21 protein-coding genes are annotated in these 18040 nt (G+C 64.0%); all 21 read left to right on the top strand.

Going from position 1 to position 18040, the window contains the following annotated elements:
- Positions 1-3 precede the first annotated feature (3 nt).
- The 21 genes from DS839_RS13465 to DS839_RS13365 all read left to right on the top strand — a co-directional run bounded on the left by DS839_RS13465 (position 4) and on the right by DS839_RS13365 (position 18038).
- A complete protein-coding gene (locus DS839_RS13465; protein WP_119270866.1) occupies positions 4-1254 on the top strand; it encodes a phage portal protein in 1251 nt (416 codons plus the stop codon).
- Complete coding sequence (locus DS839_RS13460) at positions 1241-1939, top strand: HK97 family phage prohead protease (protein ID WP_119270865.1); 699 nt, start codon at positions 1241-1243, stop codon at positions 1937-1939. Before DS839_RS13465 ends, DS839_RS13460 begins: the two co-directional genes overlap by 14 nt.
- A 13-nt stretch (positions 1940-1952) precedes the next feature.
- Entirely contained in the window at positions 1953-3371 is a 1419-nt protein-coding gene (locus DS839_RS13455) for a phage major capsid protein (protein ID WP_162918501.1), read from the top strand.
- A 67-nt stretch (positions 3372-3438) separates the two neighbouring features.
- Positions 3439-3891 (top strand): hypothetical protein, encoded by a 453-nt coding sequence (locus DS839_RS13450; RefSeq protein ID WP_119270863.1) that lies wholly within the window; start codon positions 3439-3441, stop codon positions 3889-3891.
- Positions 3891-4643 carry a hypothetical protein gene (locus DS839_RS13445; RefSeq protein WP_119270862.1) on the top strand — a complete coding sequence of 251 codons (753 nt, stop codon included), beginning with the start codon at positions 3891-3893 and terminating at the stop codon, positions 4641-4643. The genes DS839_RS13450 and DS839_RS13445 overlap by 1 nt, the downstream gene beginning before the upstream one ends.
- Entirely contained in the window at positions 4640-5236 is a 597-nt protein-coding gene (locus DS839_RS13440) for a head-tail connector protein (protein WP_368911603.1), read from the top strand. The genes DS839_RS13445 and DS839_RS13440 overlap by 4 nt, the downstream gene beginning before the upstream one ends.
- A 24-nt stretch (positions 5237-5260) precedes the next feature.
- Positions 5261-5860, top strand: coding sequence for a hypothetical protein (locus DS839_RS13435; protein ID WP_119270861.1), 600 nt, complete (start codon positions 5261-5263; stop codon positions 5858-5860).
- Between the two features lie 6 nt (positions 5861-5866).
- The gene (locus DS839_RS13430; protein WP_119270860.1) at positions 5867-6202 is read left to right on the top strand and encodes a phage head closure protein; all 336 of its coding nucleotides are present in this window, start codon (positions 5867-5869) and stop codon (positions 6200-6202) included.
- A gap of 184 nt (positions 6203-6386) precedes the next feature.
- On the top strand, positions 6387-6971 hold the full coding sequence (locus tag DS839_RS13425; RefSeq protein ID WP_119270859.1) for an HK97-gp10 family putative phage morphogenesis protein: 585 nt from the start codon (positions 6387-6389) through the stop codon (positions 6969-6971).
- Between the two features lie 3 nt (positions 6972-6974).
- A complete protein-coding gene (locus DS839_RS13420) occupies positions 6975-7370 on the top strand; it encodes a DUF3168 domain-containing protein (protein WP_119270858.1) in 396 nt (131 codons plus the stop codon).
- Positions 7371-7379: 9 nt separating this feature from the next.
- The gene (locus DS839_RS13415) at positions 7380-7802 is read left to right on the top strand and encodes a phage tail tube protein (RefSeq protein ID WP_119270857.1); all 423 of its coding nucleotides are present in this window, start codon (positions 7380-7382) and stop codon (positions 7800-7802) included.
- A 2-nt stretch (positions 7803-7804) separates the two neighbouring features.
- Positions 7805-8149: a hypothetical protein gene (locus tag DS839_RS13410; protein WP_119270856.1), complete on the top strand. Its 345-nt coding sequence runs from the start codon at positions 7805-7807 to the stop codon at positions 8147-8149.
- Between the two features lie 272 nt (positions 8150-8421).
- Positions 8422-10107, top strand: a complete 1686-nt coding sequence (locus DS839_RS13405) for a phage tail tape measure protein (protein ID WP_162918500.1) — start codon at positions 8422-8424, stop codon at positions 10105-10107.
- The gene (locus DS839_RS13400; protein ID WP_119270854.1) at positions 10107-10454 is read left to right on the top strand and encodes a hypothetical protein; all 348 of its coding nucleotides are present in this window, start codon (positions 10107-10109) and stop codon (positions 10452-10454) included. Before DS839_RS13405 ends, DS839_RS13400 begins: the two co-directional genes overlap by 1 nt.
- Positions 10455-10457: 3 nt before the next feature.
- Positions 10458-10928 carry a hypothetical protein gene (locus DS839_RS13395; RefSeq protein WP_119270853.1) on the top strand — a complete coding sequence of 157 codons (471 nt, stop codon included), beginning with the start codon at positions 10458-10460 and terminating at the stop codon, positions 10926-10928.
- Positions 10928-11350 (top strand): hypothetical protein, encoded by a 423-nt coding sequence (locus DS839_RS13390; RefSeq protein ID WP_119270852.1) that lies wholly within the window; start codon positions 10928-10930, stop codon positions 11348-11350. The genes DS839_RS13395 and DS839_RS13390 overlap by 1 nt, the downstream gene beginning before the upstream one ends.
- Positions 11350-11859, top strand: coding sequence for a hypothetical protein (locus DS839_RS13385; RefSeq protein ID WP_119270851.1), 510 nt, complete (start codon positions 11350-11352; stop codon positions 11857-11859). Before DS839_RS13390 ends, DS839_RS13385 begins: the two co-directional genes overlap by 1 nt.
- The gene (locus tag DS839_RS13380; RefSeq protein WP_119270850.1) at positions 11859-14501 is read left to right on the top strand and encodes a phage tail protein; all 2643 of its coding nucleotides are present in this window, start codon (positions 11859-11861) and stop codon (positions 14499-14501) included. Before DS839_RS13385 ends, DS839_RS13380 begins: the two co-directional genes overlap by 1 nt.
- 17 nt (positions 14502-14518) lie before the next feature.
- Positions 14519-16918, top strand: coding sequence for a beta strand repeat-containing protein (locus DS839_RS13375; protein WP_119270849.1), 2400 nt, complete (start codon positions 14519-14521; stop codon positions 16916-16918).
- Positions 16918-17718 (top strand): hypothetical protein, encoded by an 801-nt coding sequence (locus DS839_RS13370; protein ID WP_119270848.1) that lies wholly within the window; start codon positions 16918-16920, stop codon positions 17716-17718. The genes DS839_RS13375 and DS839_RS13370 overlap by 1 nt, the downstream gene beginning before the upstream one ends.
- Positions 17715-18038 (top strand): hypothetical protein, encoded by a 324-nt coding sequence (locus DS839_RS13365; protein ID WP_119270847.1) that lies wholly within the window; start codon positions 17715-17717, stop codon positions 18036-18038. The genes DS839_RS13370 and DS839_RS13365 overlap by 4 nt, the downstream gene beginning before the upstream one ends.
- Positions 18039-18040: the final 2 nt, after the last annotated feature.

Below are 18040 nucleotides of genomic sequence, written 5' to 3'. Positions count from 1 at the left end.
ACGATGGGGTTTTTCAGCCGATTCCGGCTTGCATGGAAGGAAGCGGGCAAGGTTTCGTCGTCGCTCGACCTCTGGCGCGAGATTTACGGCGGTCGCAGCGCGCGAGCCGGCGTCACGGTCAACTGGCATACGGCGCTCGACGTCTCGACGGTGCTGGCATGCTGCAAGGTCATCGCCGAGGGCGTGGCGCAGGTGCCGCTGCGGCTTTTTCAGGAAAAGGGTGACGACAAGCAGCCGGCGGTCGATCATCCGCTCTTTCCTCTTCTGTTTCGGCGCCCAAACAGGTGGCAAACGTCGTTTGAGTTCCGCGAAACCATCATTTTCCACACACTTTTGACCGGAAATGCCTTCGTTTTTGTCGGAAAAGTGGGCCGAAATCGCGAGATTCGTGAGCTTTTGCCGATCGAACCGGGCCGCGTGACGGTCGAAAGAGACAAGGAAACCGGCGTTCTTCGGTACAAAATTCGCTCCGAAACGATGAATTCGGAGCAGATTTTCCCAGCCGAAGCCATTTGGCACATCAGAGGACCGTCCTGGAATACCTGGCTGGGCCTAGATGCGGTTAAAATGGCCCGCGATGCCATCGGATTGTCGAAGGCGATCGAGAATACCCAGGCCGATTTCGAGAAAGGCGGCGCGAAAGTCTCGGGCCTCCTGTCGATGTCGAACACCATCGGCGAGGATCGCTTCAAGTTCCTCGCTGCCTGGCTCGACAAGCATACCGAGGGCGGGGATCGGCAGGGCAAACCGCTGATCCTCGACAATGGGGCCGATTTCAAGACGATGTCGATGAGCGGTGTCGATGCTCAGCGCCTCGAGACGAGAAAACACCAGGTCGAAGAGTACGCGCGCACTGTCCGCGTGATGCCGATCATGATCGGGCAGGCTGACAAGGCCGCGACCTACGCTTCAGCGGAGCAGATGTTCATTGCGCACGTCGTTCATTGCCTCTCGCCCTGGTATGAGCGCCTGCAGCAATCGGCCGAGGTCAATCTTTTGACCGAGGATGAGTGGCGCCGAGAGGGGTATTTCATCCGCTTCGACCCGAACGCGCTGATGCGCGGGGCGGCAAAAGACCAGGGTGACTACTTCGCGAAGGCCTTGGGCAGCGGCGGCGGGCCGGCCTGGATGACCCAGAACGAGGTCCGGGCGAAGATCGACCTGCCGAAGCACACTTCGGGTGATGAATTGTTCGGGCCGTCGGCATTGATGGCCCAGCCAGAAGAGGAACCGACGGAAAATGAACCGGCTTGAGCTGAAAGCCGCCAGCGTGCGCGGCCTGTTCGACTATCCGTGCGAGATCAAGCTCGCCGCGGACGACACGGCCGGCGTGATCGAGGGTTATGGCTCGGTCTTCAACCTGCTCGACCGCGGCGGCGACATCATCCTGCCTGGCGCCTTCAAGAAGACGCTCGCCGACTGGCGCAAGCGCAAAGAAAATCCGCCGATGCTGTGGCAGCATGACAGTTACGAGGTCATCGGCCACTGGACCGAGCTTTCTGAGGACTCGAAGGGCCTCAAGGTCAAGGGTGAGCTCTTCATCGAAGATGTTCCCCAGGCGAAAGTCGCTCATGCGCTCATGCGCAAGGGCCAGGTCAAGGGGCTGTCGATCGGCTACATCACGAAAGAGGTCGAGATCGACCGGCAGACCGGCGCGCGCAAGCTGAAAACGGTCGAGCTTTGGGAAATCTCGCCGGTCACCTTCCCGATGATGCCGGAAGCCCGGCTCTCGGCCGTCAAATCCGAATTCGACGCTCCCGCCTGGGAGCAGGCCTTCCGCGATGGCGGGCTGTCGAACCGCGAAGCGAAGCTCGCGACGAGCATCGCCCGCAAAACCTGGCTCCAGCGCGACGTTGGGGAGTCCGAGCCGCCGCACCGTGATGGTGCGCGAGATGTGCTCATGGCACTGCGCAAGCTGTCAGAGACAGTGCGCGCGTAGCGAGGAACCAGCAATGAAGCATTTCAAAACGGCCGCCCTCATGGGTTCGGCCCTGCCGCTGCATGTCGTCCTGGAGAAAAAGGACGCAGATGCGGCTGAACTCGTGAAGGAAGTCAATAAGGCGATCGATAAGATCGGCAAGGACTTCGAAGAGTTCAAATCGGCGAACGATGCCCGCCTCAAGGAACTCGGCAAGAAGGGCGCGGCGGACACCCTGCTCGAGGAAAAGGTCACCAAGATCGGCGACGCCCTCGACAAATTCGTTGAGTCAAAGGCGGCGCTCGAAAAGCGCATCGATGCGGAGAAGAAGGAGCGCGAGGAACTCGAGCTTCGTCTCTCGCGGCCTGGCGCAGGCACCGAGGCCGACCAGAAGGCGGCCGAAAACCTGAAGTCGTTCAACCTGACCCTCGGCGGCGTCGCCGCGGAGCGGAAACGCGGCTTCACCGACCTCGACCAGAAGGCCTACGATGCCTATCGCGAGGGCTTCCGGCTCTGGATGAAGGGCGGCGCCGATGCCGACGGCTTCGACAAGAAGACCATGTCGGTCGGTTCCGATCCGGATGGCGGCTATTTCGTCACGCCGGACATCAGCGGCCGCATCGTGACCAAGGAGTTCGAGACCTCGCCCATTCGCGGCATCGCGTCGATCCAGCTGATCGGCACCGATGCGCTCGAAGGCATCGAGGACACCGGCGAAGCTGGCGCCGGTTACGCCGGTGAGCAGGCCCAGGGCTCGGACACCACGACTCCGCAGATCGGCAAATGGCGCATCCCGGTGTACTGGATCGACACTGAGCCGAAGGCCACGCAGCAGCTTCTCGACGACGCCAATGTCGACATCGAAGGCTGGCTCGCCAACAAGGTCGGCGACAAACTCGGCCGCTTCGAGAATGCCGAGTTCTGCACCGGCGCATCGAAGATCCGCGGCGTCACCAGCTACACGACCGCCCTCGACTCAGGCTCGGGCGTGACCTGGGGCACGATCGGGCACGTGATGTCGGGCGCCAGTGCCGATTTTGCCGCCTCGAACCCGGCCGACAAGCTCTTCGATCTCATCGGCATGGTGAAGCAGGGCTATCTCGGGAATTCGCGCTGGCTGACCCGCCGGTCGGTCATCACCAAGATCCGCAAGTTCAAGGAGGCCACCACGAACGGCTACCTCTGGCAGCCCGGCCTGCAGAACGGCGTCCCTGAGATGCTGCTCGGATACCCGATCACTCGCGCGGAAGACATGCCGGCGCTCGCCGCCGACAGCCTCTCGCTCGGCTTCGGTGACTGGCGCGCGGCCTATCAGATCGTCGATCGCACCGGCATCCGGGTGTTGCGCGACCCCTATACGTCTAAGCCCTTCGTGAAGTTCTACACCACGAAGCGCACCGGCGGCGGCGTCGTGAACTTCGAGGCCATCAAGTTCCTCAAGTTCAACACCTAGCGCGCAATGCCGGCGGCTTCGGTCGCCGGCTTCACCCCTCTTTTCCCCTTTCACAAGGAATTTTCCAATGCGTGACATGCACGACAACATCAAGGTGCTCCGCGCGATCGAGCCGAAAGCGATCGGCACGTCGGGCGCCGCCAACGGCTCTCTTTCGCCGATTCTCGACCGCCGCGGCTATGACGCCGCCGAATTCGTGATCCTTCACGGCACGGCCGGCGCCACTGGCGACACGACCACGCCGGTCGTTCTCGAAAGCGACACGGCGGTGTCCGCCGACTTTACCTCGGTCGCGAATGCCGACCTCCTCGGCACCGAAGCCGGCGCCGGCCTTCCGGTCGAAGCCACCGCCCGCACGTCGGGCGTCGGCAAGAACATCGCGACCAAGCTCGGGTATATCGGCCGAAAGCGCTATCTGCGCCTTCGCCTCTATGGCCTGGGCCATGCGACCGGCATCGTCGCCGCGGCTCTTGTGCTGAGCAAGCCCGAGCGGGCCCCGATCACGTCGCAGGTCGGCTAATGGAACAAAGCGCGCCGGCCCATGTCGCCATTCTGGCTTATGGGCCTTCCATCAAGGACTATGTCGGCCTGATGCGGCAGCTCGGCGGCCGGCGCGCTTATTGCGATGAGGTTTGGGCGATCAACGGCTTCGGCGACCTCTTCAATGTCGACAGGATCTTCCACATGGACGACCTGCGCATTCAAGAGGCCCGGGCACCAAACAATCAGCACATCGCGAACATGATCGCCTGGCTTCGGACCCATCCGGGGCCGATCTACACGAGCCGGCTGCATCCGGATTATCCGGGCCTCGTCGAATTCCCGCTCGAGGCGGTGCTCAATCGCCGCGAGATGGACAACGGCGGGTCGCCCTATTTCAACAGCACGACTGCCTATGCCATCGCCTTCGCGATCCATATCGGGGTCAAGCGAATATCGCTCTTCGGCATCGACTTTACGCTGCCGAACGCCCATTCCGGCGAGCGCGGCCGTGCCTGTTGCGAGTTCTGGCTCGGCGTGGCTTCGGCCCGGGGCGTCGAGATCACGGTGCCGGAAAGCTCGTCGCTGCTCGACGCCTGCGCGCCCGACGCCGAACGCATGTATGGGTATGACTGCGTGGATGTCAGGCTGAGCGACCGCGAAGACGGTGGCGTTGCCGTGACCTTCACCGAGCGGGAGGCGATCCCGACTGCCGAAGAGATCGAGCGCCGCTATGACCACCGGCATCATCCGAACCCGCTGATGAAGAACCACGTTTTCACACCAAAATGATGCTGAAGCCCGTCCTAGTCACGCCGCCAGCGGCCGACAAGCCGCTGGTGAGCCTTGCCGATGCGAAAAAGCATCTGCGCGTCGACCACGTCGACGATGACGGCTATATCGAAGGCGTCATCGCCGCGGCGACGGCCTGGCTCGACGGTTATTCGGGCGTCCTCGGGCGCGCTCTGATCGATCAGACCTGGCGCCTCAACATGGACTGCTGGCCGGCATGTCGAATCCGGTTACCGCTTGCGCCGGTCTCGGCGATCACGTCGATCAAGTACTACGACGGCGCCGACGCCCAGCAGACGCTTTCCGCTACAAATTATTCACTGGTCGAGGATGCCCTGTCGCCGGCTGCACAATGGGCCTTCAACGCCTCATTGCCGGCGCTGCACGAGCGGCCTGATGCGATCGAGGTCCTGTTCGTCGCCGGCTATGGCGCGACCGCCTCAGACGTGCCGCGCGCCATCCGCCATGCGGCGCTGATGCTGATCGCGCATCTCTATGAGAACCGTGAAACCGTTCTTGTCGGCACGAACGCGCAGACCCTGCCGTTTGCCGTCGACGCTCTGATCGCGCCCTTCCGGCGCGTGGGTCTCTAAGCCTCAACCCGAAAGGAAACTGCCATGCGCTTGTTCAATAGACTGGCGATCCTCGGCGCATTTGCCGCGGCGCTGCTCGTTCCCGTCCTCGGCATCCTGCCGCCCGCGCCTTCGGGCGAGGCGGCGACGCTGCGGGCGACGGTCTATGCCGGCATCCGCGCGCTGTACAAGGGCTCGACCGAAGTCGGCACGCCGGAAATCAGCCTGCCGCTCGCCGATCCGCAGGAATTCACGTCCGGCACCGGCAACTTCCAGTCGGACCTGCTCTTCCAGGACGAGCGCACCGTTACCGCGTCTTCGTCCGAGGATCTCGACCTTGCCGGCGTGCTTGCCGACACCTTCGGCACGACGCTGACCTTCGTCGAGGTCACCGCGATCTATGTCGAGGCTTCGTGCAGCAACACCAATGACGTCGTGGTCGGCGCGGCGACCGCTCCGGTGGCCCTGGGCTTTGGCGGCACGACGCCCACCTGGGCGATCCAGCCCTGCGGGCGCTTCATGGTCTCGGCGCCAAAGGCCGGCTGGACGGTCGGCGCGGGCTCGACCGACGACCTCAAGATCGCGAACAGCTCTTCGGGATCGTCCGTCACCTACAAGATCGTCATCTTCGGCCGCAGCGCCTGAGCACCGATGGCGCGCGCCGGCACGCTGAACAAGCGAGTCACCTTCCAGCACGAGCTCCGCACCCCCGACGGCGGCGGCGGCTTTGCGAGGGAATGGTCCGAGATCGCGACCGTCTGGGGCGGCTTCAGCCCTGAGCGCGGCAGCGAGCGCCTCGAGGCCGGCCGGCTGGAGGGCAGCTTGTTCGGGGTTTTGCGCGTGCGCTCGTCGCCGACGACACGGACCGTGAAGGTCGCGGACCGGGTCAAGATCGACGGGGTCGACCATCAGATTCGCTCGATCTCGAATCCGGACCAGCGCAACCGGATGCTCGACATCCTGGTCGAACGGGGAGTTGCGACGTGAAAGGGTTGCCGCACAACCATCACCTTGGAGTTCGGACTGCGATGGTGGGTGAAGCCATATATCGTCGGTATCGTCGCGCTTGTCCGGTATGTATTTTGCCGTTCTTTCCGCTCGATGACGACGATATAGCAGCGCTCGCCGACCGTCAGGCGGCGTTCGTCGCAAGACATGGTGTGTGGTTCAAATGGCGGTGAAGATCCGCAACAAGGACCGGCTGTTGCACAAGCTCGGCATCCTTGGTCCAGAACTGAGGGCGTCGATCGAGGCGGCGAACCTCGAGTCCGCGAACGAGATGGTGGCCCTTGCGAAGGAGTTCGTGCCGGTCCACACCGGCAAGCTACGCGACAGCATTGTTGTAACGGGTCCGGGCGAGCAGACGCCGGCCTATTCGCAGGGCGGCGGCGACTTGGTCCCTGAAGGCGCCTATGCGGTCTCGGCCGGGAACAGCGCGACGCGATACGCCCATCTGGTCGAGTTCGGAACCAAGTCGCACACCAATGCGGGCCTGTTCGAGGGGTCCGATAACCCCGGCACAAGAGCGCGGCCGTTTTTCTGGCCCGCGTATCGCTTCATCCGAAAGAAAATGCGCTCGCGCTTGGGAATCGCGCTCAACAGGGGCATCAAGAGTGCGCTCGGAACCGGCAAAGCCTCGCGCAGCGTCGGCCGCGGGCTCGCCAAAGCGACGCGCAAGTTCGCTAAAAAAGCGGGGGGACGGCGTTCCGGCGCGCGGGGGCGCAACGCAAAAGGCCGGTTCACAAAGGCAACGTAGGAAATGGCCGGCTCGCATCTGTTCGAAGGCTGGAAGGCGGTTCACGAAGCCCTGATCGCGGCGAACATCTGCGACGGCCGCGTTCTGGACGATCCGCCTGACGACACGCTTTTCCCGCACATCGAGAAGGGCGACCCCGCCATCATCAATGATTGGGCGACCGGGGAGCGCGCGTCCACCGAACTCGCCGCAACCCTGCACGTATGGTCCCGTTATGCCGGGACGAAGGAGTGCCTCGACATCTATGAGCAGATTCGCGAGGCGCTCGACGGCAAGCGGCTTAGCGCGGGCGCGGGCGGGCAAGTCATTTGCTATGTGCAGGGCGGGCCGATCCAACGTGACGGCGACGGCATCACCCGCCACGGCATAGTTCGCGTCATCCTCAATCATCAGGAATAGGAGAGTTCCATGTCTCAACAGACTGGCCGTCTGCTGCTCATCAAGCGTGGCGATGGCGGCGGCCCCGAGCAGTTCACGACGGCTTGCGGCTTCCTCGCCCGCACCTTCGCGATCAACAACAACATGGTCGACACGACCACGCCGGATTGCGTGACGCCGTCGAACAAGGTCAAGGAATCGCTCGTTTACGGCATCCAGTCGCTCCAGTTCTCGGGCGGCGGCAAGTTCGACAATGATGCCGTCGGCAAGGCTATTGCGGCGGCGGCCTTCAACCAGACCAGCGGCAACTATCAAGTCGTCGTTCCCGGATGGGGCACCTTCGAAGGCGCCTTCCTGGTCGAGAACTTTTCATTCTCGGGCGAGGCCGAAGGCAACATGGATTTCGAGGCGACGTTCCGCCTGACCGGCGCCGCGACCTTCACGGCTGAATAACCATGCAGGTAAACGAAGTGACCGGCGAAGTCACCTTCAAGCTCGCCGGCAAGACCTATCGCCTGCACGCCGGCATGAAGCGGCTGGCCGAGTATCAGGCCAAGCTCGCCGTGCCAGGCCTGCAAATGACCCAGCTGCTGCTGACCCAGAGCGACCCGCGGGCGATTTATTTCGGGCTGAAATGCCTCTGCTCGAGTGGCAACGGCGCCGACTTCGACGACATGCTGCTGGCGCCGCATCTCCCCGCGGCGGCGGCGGCGATTTCAGCCGCAATCCAGGCGGGCCTGCCCGAGCCCGAGAAGGGCGACGACGCGGGAAAAGGCGGGGCGACCGAGGCTCAGAGCTAGGGAAGATTCCCTTCGACAGGCTCAAGGCCATTGCGATCGGCGCGTTCGGCTGGTCGACCCGAGAATTCGAGCGCGCAACCTTCCGCGACATCCATCTGGGCTGGGAGTCTTACTGCCGGGTCAATGGCCTGACGGTAAAACGGCCCAGCATCACGCGCGAGGAGCTCGACGAGCTCAAGGCGCGCTATCCCGACAAGAAAAGGTGAACCTTGGCCGAGCTTGAAAGACTGACCGTCCTCCTCGAGGCGCAGACCAAGCAGTTCGAGAACGCGATGAAGCGGGTCGACAAGCTGACCCGCGACGTCTCGACGAAGACCGTCCGCAATCTCAACAACATCGACAAGGGGCTGAACAACCTTTCGAAGAATGCCGCCAACTTCGCGAAGGGCTTCGCCGTCGGCGCCGTGACGGCGGCGATCGGCGGGATCTCGGCGATGGTGACGCAGGCGATCAGCGGCGCCGCGGCGATCGGCGATCTCTCCGACAAGCTCGGCACCACGACCGAGCAGCTCCAGGGCCTGCAATATGGCGCCGTCCAGGCGAATATGGACTTCGAGACGCTGAGCAGCTCGCTGATGCGGTTTTCGAAGGCCCTCGGCGAGGCGGCAAACGGCCAGGGCGATCTGCTCAAGACACTGCGGGCCAATGGCGCCGAACTCAAGGGCTCGTATTTCGAGAACCTGGTGCAGTTCGCCGACCTGGTGAAGAACGCCAGGAATGAGCAGGACCAGATGCTGCTCATCACGCAGGCGTTCGGGCGAGGCGGGACCGATATGCTCGAGTTCCTCAGAGACGGTTCGGCGGGCCTTCGTCAATTCCTCGAAACGTCCAAGGAGGTAGGGGCTAACCTTGATGAAAACCTGATCCGCAAGGCGCAGGAGATCGACGACCGCTGGGCCGAGCTGATGCTGAGCATGAGCCAGCGCTTCAGGAACATGGTGCTGACGAATATCAGGGCCTTCGACGATCTGAAGAAGGGCCTAAACGACCCGAACGCGAAGTCGGTCTTTCGGATGGGCATCGAAGCGCTGGGCGGCGGCTCTCTCTTCGAGGATGCCGTTCCAAAAGCAAAGCGCCGAACGCAGCGAGTCGGCGGGTTTCTTGCACAGCCCATTCAACCGCCGACCATACCGTTCAACCCGGAGAAAGCCGCGGCTGAAAAGCGCGCGCGCGAAGAGGCCGCGCGCGAGGCCGAGCGCCAGGCCAAGGCCATTCAGGACGTCATCGACGAACTGAAGCTCGAAATTGAACAGATCGGCCAGAGCGAGGAAGCGCAAGAACTCAGCAATCGACTGCGTGCGGCTGGTGTGACCTTGATTAGCGCCGAGGGTCAGAAGATCGCCGCCCTTGTTGCCAAGAAGTACGAAGAGATACTGCTGCAGGACGAATACAATGAAGGCGTCGATAAAATCCTGGAGAGGCAGGAAGAGTTACAGAATTCACTTAGAGATATGGCTGATCTCGGCGTCGACGCCTTCGAATCCTGGGCAATCGAGGGCGAAAAACTGTCCGACGTCCTTGCCGACGTGTCGAAGATGCTCGCCAAGGCCGCTATCCAGGCGGCGCTTTTCGGCGAGGGGCCGCTTGCCGGCCTGGCGGGGACCAAAGAGGGCGGCGGCCTGTTCGGCAGCCTGTTTAAGCAGGCCGGCGGCGGGACGCTCCACACCGGCCGTCCGACGCTCGTCGGCGAGCGTGGGCCCGAGCTCATCGTTCCGAGGGGCGCCGGTTACGTCGTGCCGAATTCCGGGCTGCGCGGCGGGGGCGGAGAGGGTCCGATCAATATCAAATTCGTCGACAATGCCGGCGTCTCGGTCACGCCCAAGCGAGGGCAGGGCGACCGCCGCGAGCTCGAATTCATAATCGACCAGCGCATCGACCGCCGCGTGGCCGATCCCTATACGCCCACCAACTTGGCTCTCGGCGCCCGCGGCGCGCGCAACCCGGTCAAGAGGATGTAATGACCGCAGTGCTCCCGGCGAACCTGACGATCGGCTTCCTCGAGGGCTCTTGGCGTGAGCAGCGCGACCGGCATGTCGACGAGGACATCACCGAGTCGGGCAAGCCGATCACGTCCAAGAAGCCTGGGTCAGCCATGACACCGACCGAGGGCCGGCTCGTCGTTGCCAAGGAACTGTACGAAGCCTGGAACGCCTTCCATGACGTGACATGCGCGGAGGGGAGCTTGCCGTTCGAGGCGCCGCATTCCCGCACCGGCATCTTGAAAGTCTACCATTGGCGCGCGCCGCCCGATTGGGGCGACAGCGAGGGCCATCTTTCGCTGAACCTTTTTCTGGCCCGCGAGTAACCCATGCCCGCCACCACCGCCGGCCGGCGCGCCGTCATCACGCTCCACAACCAGAACGGCCTCATCCACCTGTTCAGCCTGTCGCATTCGAGCTTCACGACGAAGCGGCTGGCGCTGTCGACGCAAGACGTCACGCATGACGGCAATACCTACACGGCGTTCAATTTCGAGATCGAATCCCCCACCGACGGCCACGGCATCCCGACGGGCCGGATGCGCATCTCCAACGTCACCCGCGAGGTCTGGGATCTGCTCAAGACAGTCGAAGAAGACAACCCCCAGGTCGACCTGCGCCAGGTGCTCGAGGACGACACCGAGACCATTCAGGATCAATGGCAGCTGCTCGACGTGATGCGCATCACCGGGACATCGCTGGCGCTCGAGGGTGAGTTCAGCCACGAGCTCTACGCCAATTTCCCGTATCCGGTGCAGCGCGTCATCGGCTCGAAGTTCTACTGGATGAACTTTTTCTGATGGAATGGACCGCTGCCTATGTCGGGCTGCCTTATCTCAGGCTCGGCCGGGATCGTTCCGGGGTCGATTGCTGGGGCTTGGCGCGCTTGCCGGTAGTCGAGATCAAAGGCTTGCCGATTCCGCTCTGGGACACGGTCGGTCCGGAGGATGGGGCGGCGCTGGGCGAGGTCGTCGAGACCGGCCGACACGACGGCTCCTGGCTGTCGATCGACCCGAACGCCGCCCGCGAATTCGACTTCGTCAGGATGCGCGCCCCGGTCGAGATCGGTGGCCGCACCGTGTGGCGTCCCGTCCATATCGGGCTCGTCGGGCCTCGCCGTCAGGTTCTGCACATCCAGCGCAACGAGACATCGCAGCTTCAGCCGATCGAGGCGCTGCGCAACCGCATCACCGAATTCTGCCGTCATAGGGGACTGCAATAATGGGCCAGTTTTCTTCGATCCTTCAGCGGTCGGGCTTCGCGACTGTCTACATGCCGGCATCTACGCCGCTGAGCGCGCTGACCTCGCGCAATTCCCCGACCGACCAGGAGCTGACATCCGGCACCGGCAATTCGCAGTGCGATCTCGAATATAGGGCGCAGCGCACGCTTTCGGCTTCGGCGAATGAAGACCTCGACCTCGCTGGCTCTCTTGCCGATGTCTTCGGCGCCACGCTGACCTTCGTCAAGGTCCGCGGCATCTGGATCAAGGCCGCCGCCGGCAACACGAACAGCGTCGTCATCAAGCCGGCCTCGTCGAACGGCTTCACCGGCCCCTTCGGTGCCGCAACCCACACCATCACGCTGCCGCCGAGCGGGGTCTTCCTCGTCACCGCGCCGGTCGGCGGCTGGACAGTCACCGCCGGCACCGTCGACAAGATCAACATCGCCAATTCGGCGGGCTCTACATCAGTCACCTACGACATCCACGTGATCGGCGCTTCCGCCTGATGAACCAACTCGTCTCCTTCCGCCCCGAGATCGGGCGGGCGCCGGTCCTGCTGCGCGACTATCCGGAGGGCACCTCGCTCGCCGACATGGCGCGCGACATGGCGCCGAAGCTGCCGCTGGAAATGTGGACGCATGGTGTCGCCCGCGTCGGCGGCAACGTCGTCCGGCCAGAACATTGGCATCTGGTCCGTCCGCGCAAGGGCGTCAGTGTCGCCTTCGGCGTCCTGCCCGGCGATGAAGACTTCACCCCGATCGCTCAAATCGGGATCATCACGGCGCAGATCTTCGCCAACCTGATTCCCGGCATCGGGCCGCTCGTCAGCGCCGCGATCGGCATCGGCGGCAACCTCCTGCTCGCCGAACTGGCGCCGAAGCCCAAGACCCCTGGCAGTAGCGGCGCCGGCAGCACGAAGCAGCTCGGCTCGTCGGGCTTCTCGTCGAACGTGCTCCAGCCCTATGAGCAGGTGCCGTGCGTCAAGGGCCGCAAGCGCGTCGCGGCACCGTTTCTGATGCCGCCCTATGTCGAGATAGAGGGCGAGGACGCCTATGCGAAGATTTGCGTCGGTCTTGCCGGGCGTCACGACATCAGCGGCATCCTGGTCAACGGCAGCAGCCCGGATGCCGGCCTTGTCGATGGCGGGCCGTTTATCCGGAGCGGACTGCCGAGCGACGGGCCCCTGGTGCTCAACGACAAGGTGGTCTGGCAGGAGCAGGGCGGCCGGCTGTCCGAGTTCAACCTGCAGCAGAATGTCAGCGCCGACGAGCGCATCGAGCTTGTGCACCAGTCGTCGACAGGGCTCGACTTCCCGATCCATTCAAAATTTCGCCTGGGCAAGATCCTCCCCGACCGCATCGTCATCGACCTGCTGTTCGATAGCGGCCTCGCGCAGAGCAAGGCGGACGCGAAAGCGGGCGTCGCCTTCCAGCTTCTGTTCGCGCCGCGGGGCGCTGAATATGCCGGCGCGGTCGTTGGGGCGACATACCTGCCGGAAGTGCATTTCGTCGCGAATTTCCGCGGGCCAGTTCGCACCAAGGTCGCCATCGAATTCGCCGCCGACCCGGGCGGCCTGTCGGCTCCGGGTTCCGGCACGGCATGGCGCGCCGCTTTCGCGAACACGACGGCGCAGAGCGGCGGCGGCTATTCGGCTCACACCTATTATGGCACCGGCAATTCCGCGAGCCATGTCGGGGTCAGCGATCCGAACATCCTCACGATCTATGTCGATCCGGCCTCGATCGACATCGATGTCACGGATGAGCTGTGGATCAGGCGCGGCGTCGGGTATCTGCCGGCCGAGATGAACTTCACCAACAACACCTATGATTTCCGCAACACCGGCGTATTCGTGAACGCGCGCTGGTGGGTGGCGTTCAGGACGGGGCCGTCCGATCCGTGGGAGTGCCTCGAAGACCAAGCGCTGATGTGGTCGACCTGCACGCTGGAATATGTCAGCCGCATCTGGGATGCCGAGCCGTTCGACCCCGAGGGCCTCACGACGGTCGAGATGCGGCTGCGCAACGTCCAGCTCGACAACATCACGTTCATCGCCGACGGCTATGTCCGATACAAATGGGACCGGACGCTGCAGCAGTGGACGGCCGAGCCGCATGTCAGCGAGAACCCGGCCGAGATCGCGTATGACATCCTGCGCAATGACGATGCAATCCTGAATGCCCGGCCGCTGTCCACGAGCCTGCTCGACGACGACGCGCATGGTGCCTGGGCCGAGTTCTGCGCCGACAACGATAAGCGCTGCAACGCCATCATCGAGGGCGGTTCGGTCGAGGATGCGCTGTCGCTCTGCTATCAGGCCGGTCATGCCAAGCTGGTCCGCTCGCGCAAATGGGCGCCTTGGATCGAGAAGGACCGCTCCAACGAAGCGCCGATCAAGATATATGGCCCGCGCGATTTCTGGAACTGGACGGTCGAGAAGACGTTCGACCGGAAACCCCACGCGCTGCGCGTGACCTATGACGACGGCCTCGACGACTGGATCACGCAGCCGGAACGCCTCGTCTATGCCAACGGCAAGGACGTCACGAACGCCACGATATTCGAAGAAGTCCGCTATCCTAGCATCGATACCGATTACAACATCGACGCCCGCGCCCGCCTTGACCTCGCCATCATGCGCAAGCGCTCAGCGTCTTATAGCTTCGAGACCCGCAACCGCTGGCTGGCGACGCCGCGCGGCTCGCTGATCGGCGTCAATCACCCGATGCTCAATGCCGGGCATGTCACCGCCGGCATCCGTAAGGTGCATTACAACGGCGACGGCGACATCGTCGGCGTCATCCTCGACGGCGAGGTCGACATGATCGCCGGCACGACCGGCATCGCGCTGTCCGGCCTCAATGCCGAAGTCTTCGTCGCGCAGTCGGTCACGCCCGGCCGGACCCGCGAGGTCATGTTCACGACGCCGGTCGCCAATGACGCCGGGATCGACGAGGGCGCGCTGTTCGCCGCTGGGCCGGCTGGGCTGGTCTATAGCCGGTTCTATGTCGACGACATCAAGCCGGGCCCGCGCTTTTCGGCAAAGCTGATCCTGGTCGACGAGGCGCCGGAAATTCACGGCTCCGTCGGCGACATCCATCTGGTCCCGGATATCCACACCGTTCCGGACATTCACGACATCATCTGACCCCTGGGAAATCTGACATGCTTAAACGCTGCCTCTTGGCGGCGCTCGCCTGGTTCTGGCTGAGCGTCGGCGCCCATGCCGCTTGCGACCTCACCGTCGACACGGCGAGTCCGACCGATGTTCTGAGCGGCCCGCAGCTCATCATCAATATCGATGAAGAACTGGCCTGCCTCGACGCGGCGATTTCAGCCGGCGGCCTGGTCGCGGCTGATCTCGATACCTCGGCCGAGATCGCGGCGATCGTCGGCGACGAAACCGGCTCGGGTGCCTTGGTGTTCGGCACGTCGCCGACGCTCGTCACTCCGGCGCTTGGAACCCCGTCGTCAGCGACCCTGACCAACGCCACGGGCCTGCCGATCTCGACCGGTGTGTCGGGCCTCGGCACCGGCGTTGCCACATGGCTGGCGACGCCGTCGAGCGCGAACCTTGCCTCCGCGATCACGAATGAGACGGGCTCGGGCGCGCTCGTATTTGGCACTTCGCCGGCCTTGACGACGCCGAATCTGGGCACGCCGTCGGCCGCGACGCTGACGAACGCGACCGGCCTGCCAATTTCGACCGGCGTTTCCGGGCTGGGCTCCGGCGTGGCGACCTGGCTGGCGACGCCGTCCTCGGCGAACCTCGCATCGGCCGTGACGGGCGAGACCGGGACGGGCGCCCTCGTCTTCGGCACCGATCCGGACATTTCGATCTCGGCCACGACCGAAGGTAATATCGAAACCGCAATCGACACGCTCGCCAACCTGACGAGCATTCAGGGCCGCACGGTCACGCTGACCGACGACGGCTTCGACGTGCTCGCCGGCTGGGACGACAGCGACGGCGCCTATGAAAGCCTGGCGCTCGCCGAGATCGGCACCGAAGCCTCCCCGGCTGCCGGCGACTTCGTCCTGATCTACGGCGCCGAAGGCGACCTGCGGAAAGTCGATTGGGACGATCTGCCGGCAGGCGCGGGTGTTTCCGACGGCGACAAGGGCGACATTACCGTCAGTTCCAGCGGCACGGTTTGGGACATCGACGCCGACACGATCACCACGACGGAGCTCGCCGACAATGCGGTGGCGAACGCCAATGTCGCGGACAACGCCATTGCCCAGGCCGAAGTCGCCGACGACGCCATCGGCATCAATGAACTGGACCTGATCGACGGTGACACGCCGGACAATGGCGACTGCCTCACCTACGATACGGGTGCCGGCGGCAGCATCGAGGCCATTCCCTGCCCGGGTGCCGGCGGCGGCATCAGCAACGTCTCGGAAGACACGGACCCCGAGCTCGGCGGCAACCTCGGCGGCGGCACGGACTTCACCATCGGCGAGGCCGCCGACCCGACCGGGAGCCACTTCCTCGCCGCGACGAGCACGATCGATTGGGGCAATGGTGACGTCGTCATCACCCATAGCGCCAATGACCTGGCCTTCACCGGGGTCACCGGCGATTACAGCTTCGACGACACGGTCGGGGTGACCGGCAGCGTGACGGCATCGGTCGATGTCACGGCGACGGCGGGCGACGTGACGTCGGGCGACGACGTGATCGTCGGCGACGACTTGGCCTTCGCGACCGGCGCCGTCGTTACCTGGGACGCGACAGACTGCCTCCTGACGCACAGCGCCAATCTCCTGAGCCTGACCGGCTCCTGCGACCTCCGGACGGACGTCGCCGGCACGAACTCGGCATCGGTCGTCACGGTAGGCGGCACCCAGACCCTCACCGGCAAGTCGATCGCGGCGACCCAGATCACGGCCGGCGCGCTCAATATCGGCAACAATGCCGCGACGGTCGGCACGGTCGAGCTCGCCAACGGCACGGCGAACACCCTGTCGGGGTCGGGCGGCGTCCTGTCGATCGAGGGCGTGGCTGTGGTTTCCGCTTCGACCTCCGCAGGCGGCGATCTCACGGGCACATATCCAAGCCCGACAATCGCGGCGAATTCGGTCGCGCTCACGACGGACACGACCGGCAACTATGCGGCGGGCGACGCGGAAGCGGGCGCGGCGCTGACCGGCGATAGCGCGACGTCGTTCTTCTCGACCGGCTCGATCGAAGACGCCCGGATGACGCTGAAGACGGAGAGCTTCTGCATCGCGCTTTCCGATGAAACCACGGACCTGACCACTGGCACCGCCAAAGCCACATGGCGAATGCCCTATGCCTTCACCGTCACGGCGGTTCGGGCATCGGTCAATGACGCAGCCGCCGGCACGCTCATCACCGTCGACATCAATGAGGCCGGCACGACGATCATTTCGACGAAGCTCACGATCGATATTGGCGAACTGACGTCGACAACGGCGGCAACGCCGGCGGTGATCAGCGACTCGGCCTTGGCCGACGACGCGGCGATGAGCGCCGATATCGACGGCGTCGGCACGACTGCGAAGGGCCTGAAAATCTGTCTGATAGGGCATCAGTAATGCGCAGGTTCTTCGCCTCCCTCATCGCGCTTTCCGTCCTGACGGTTCAGGTCGCTGCCGGCGGCTTTCTGATCGATCCGTATCGTTTTGCGGTCGCCAGCGTCACGCCGCTCACGATCTCCGATGCGGGCAACGGCACAAGTACGGCCGACGCGGCGACCCAAGCGACGGGAGCGACCGTCACGGCATCGACCGGCGACTGGCTCGTCGCGGTTGTTGCGGCCGACAATGACGGCAGCGGCGGCGATGCGTCTCTGACCTCCGTCAGCGACACTCAGAGCAACACCTGGACGCAACGTGCGCTCATCAACCGTGATCCGGGCGTCGCCGGCAACGGTGCGACGCTCGGGATATTCACCGCTCCGGTCACGAATGCGCTTTCGAGCGGAACTGTCACGGCGAATTTTTCGCCAAACACAGCCGCCAAGGCCATCCAGGTCTACCGAGTCCAGCCGGGCGCCGGTCAGCAGGTATTGTTCGTCGCCGCCGACGCAACCGGAACCCAAGACGGAAACACGACCCATGCCGCTGCGACCGTCTCGGTCACCGAGGGTGACACCATCTTCGGAGCCGCGGCGATCGAGACCAACACCGCTGTTACCGGTGACAGCGATACGACCAACGGCAATTGGTCGGCCGTCATCACAAGGCTTGCCAACACCGGCTCCGATGCCACGTCGATGACGTCTTCGTCGCAATACAAGACGGTCAATGCGACCGGCAATCAGAGCTGGGCGGTCACGACGGCGGCGAGCAAGGACAGCGCCCGCAGCTATCTGATCCTGCGGCCGTCGCTATGAAGCGCGGCCTCTCCATCTTCCTCGCCGCTGGCCTGGCGATGACCGTGCTGCAGGCGTCCACCGTCCTCGCCCTTCAAGGGCAGTGGCTCCCTGACCTGACCTGCCCAATGGTGATCGACGCCTTCGAGCGCCTCGATGCGGCGGGCCGCTGGTACCACGATGCGAAGAGCCTGTTCACCGAAGCCTTCCGCTGCGATCCGCAATGGTGGGCCAAGTTCACGGTGCAGGCGATCGGCACGCTGGTGATTACGAACATCGCGACGCTGGCTTGGGTGATTTCATTGAAGTGGGGGCGGCATCGAAATGCAGATGGAGGATAAGG

The organism is Taklimakanibacter deserti, assembly GCA_003574785.1.
Note: the sequence above shows the minus strand (reverse complement) of the source record. Positions and strands in the feature narration are given on the sequence as shown.

Excerpts from the sequence above, each read along its gene's own strand:
- DS839_RS13465 (WP_119270866.1), top strand. The coding sequence starts at position 4 with ATGGGGTTTTTCAGCCGATTCCGGCTTGCATGGAAGGAAGCGGGCAAG.
- DS839_RS13460 (WP_119270865.1), top strand. The coding sequence starts at position 1,241 with ATGAACCGGCTTGAGCTGAAAGCCGCCAGCGTGCGCGGCCTGTTCGAC.
- DS839_RS13455 (WP_162918501.1), top strand. The coding sequence starts at position 1,953 with ATGAAGCATTTCAAAACGGCCGCCCTCATGGGTTCGGCCCTGCCGCTG.
- DS839_RS13450 (WP_119270863.1), top strand. The coding sequence starts at position 3,439 with ATGCGTGACATGCACGACAACATCAAGGTGCTCCGCGCGATCGAGCCG.
- DS839_RS13445 (WP_119270862.1), top strand. The coding sequence starts at position 3,891 with ATGGAACAAAGCGCGCCGGCCCATGTCGCCATTCTGGCTTATGGGCCT.
- DS839_RS13440 (WP_368911603.1), top strand. The coding sequence starts at position 4,640 with ATGATGCTGAAGCCCGTCCTAGTCACGCCGCCAGCGGCCGACAAGCCG.
- DS839_RS13435 (WP_119270861.1), top strand. The coding sequence starts at position 5,261 with ATGCGCTTGTTCAATAGACTGGCGATCCTCGGCGCATTTGCCGCGGCG.
- DS839_RS13430 (WP_119270860.1), top strand. The coding sequence starts at position 5,867 with ATGGCGCGCGCCGGCACGCTGAACAAGCGAGTCACCTTCCAGCACGAG.
- DS839_RS13425 (WP_119270859.1), top strand. The coding sequence starts at position 6,387 with ATGGCGGTGAAGATCCGCAACAAGGACCGGCTGTTGCACAAGCTCGGC.
- DS839_RS13420 (WP_119270858.1), top strand. The coding sequence starts at position 6,975 with ATGGCCGGCTCGCATCTGTTCGAAGGCTGGAAGGCGGTTCACGAAGCC.
- DS839_RS13415 (WP_119270857.1), top strand. The coding sequence starts at position 7,380 with ATGTCTCAACAGACTGGCCGTCTGCTGCTCATCAAGCGTGGCGATGGC.
- DS839_RS13410 (WP_119270856.1), top strand. The coding sequence starts at position 7,805 with ATGCAGGTAAACGAAGTGACCGGCGAAGTCACCTTCAAGCTCGCCGGC.
- DS839_RS13405 (WP_162918500.1), top strand. The coding sequence starts at position 8,422 with ATGAAGCGGGTCGACAAGCTGACCCGCGACGTCTCGACGAAGACCGTC.
- DS839_RS13400 (WP_119270854.1), top strand. The coding sequence starts at position 10,107 with ATGACCGCAGTGCTCCCGGCGAACCTGACGATCGGCTTCCTCGAGGGC.
- DS839_RS13395 (WP_119270853.1), top strand. The coding sequence starts at position 10,458 with ATGCCCGCCACCACCGCCGGCCGGCGCGCCGTCATCACGCTCCACAAC.
- DS839_RS13390 (WP_119270852.1), top strand. The coding sequence starts at position 10,928 with ATGGAATGGACCGCTGCCTATGTCGGGCTGCCTTATCTCAGGCTCGGC.
- DS839_RS13385 (WP_119270851.1), top strand. The coding sequence starts at position 11,350 with ATGGGCCAGTTTTCTTCGATCCTTCAGCGGTCGGGCTTCGCGACTGTC.
- DS839_RS13380 (WP_119270850.1), top strand. The coding sequence starts at position 11,859 with ATGAACCAACTCGTCTCCTTCCGCCCCGAGATCGGGCGGGCGCCGGTC.
- DS839_RS13375 (WP_119270849.1), top strand. The coding sequence starts at position 14,519 with ATGCTTAAACGCTGCCTCTTGGCGGCGCTCGCCTGGTTCTGGCTGAGC.
- DS839_RS13370 (WP_119270848.1), top strand. The coding sequence starts at position 16,918 with ATGCGCAGGTTCTTCGCCTCCCTCATCGCGCTTTCCGTCCTGACGGTT.
- DS839_RS13365 (WP_119270847.1), top strand. The coding sequence starts at position 17,715 with ATGAAGCGCGGCCTCTCCATCTTCCTCGCCGCTGGCCTGGCGATGACC.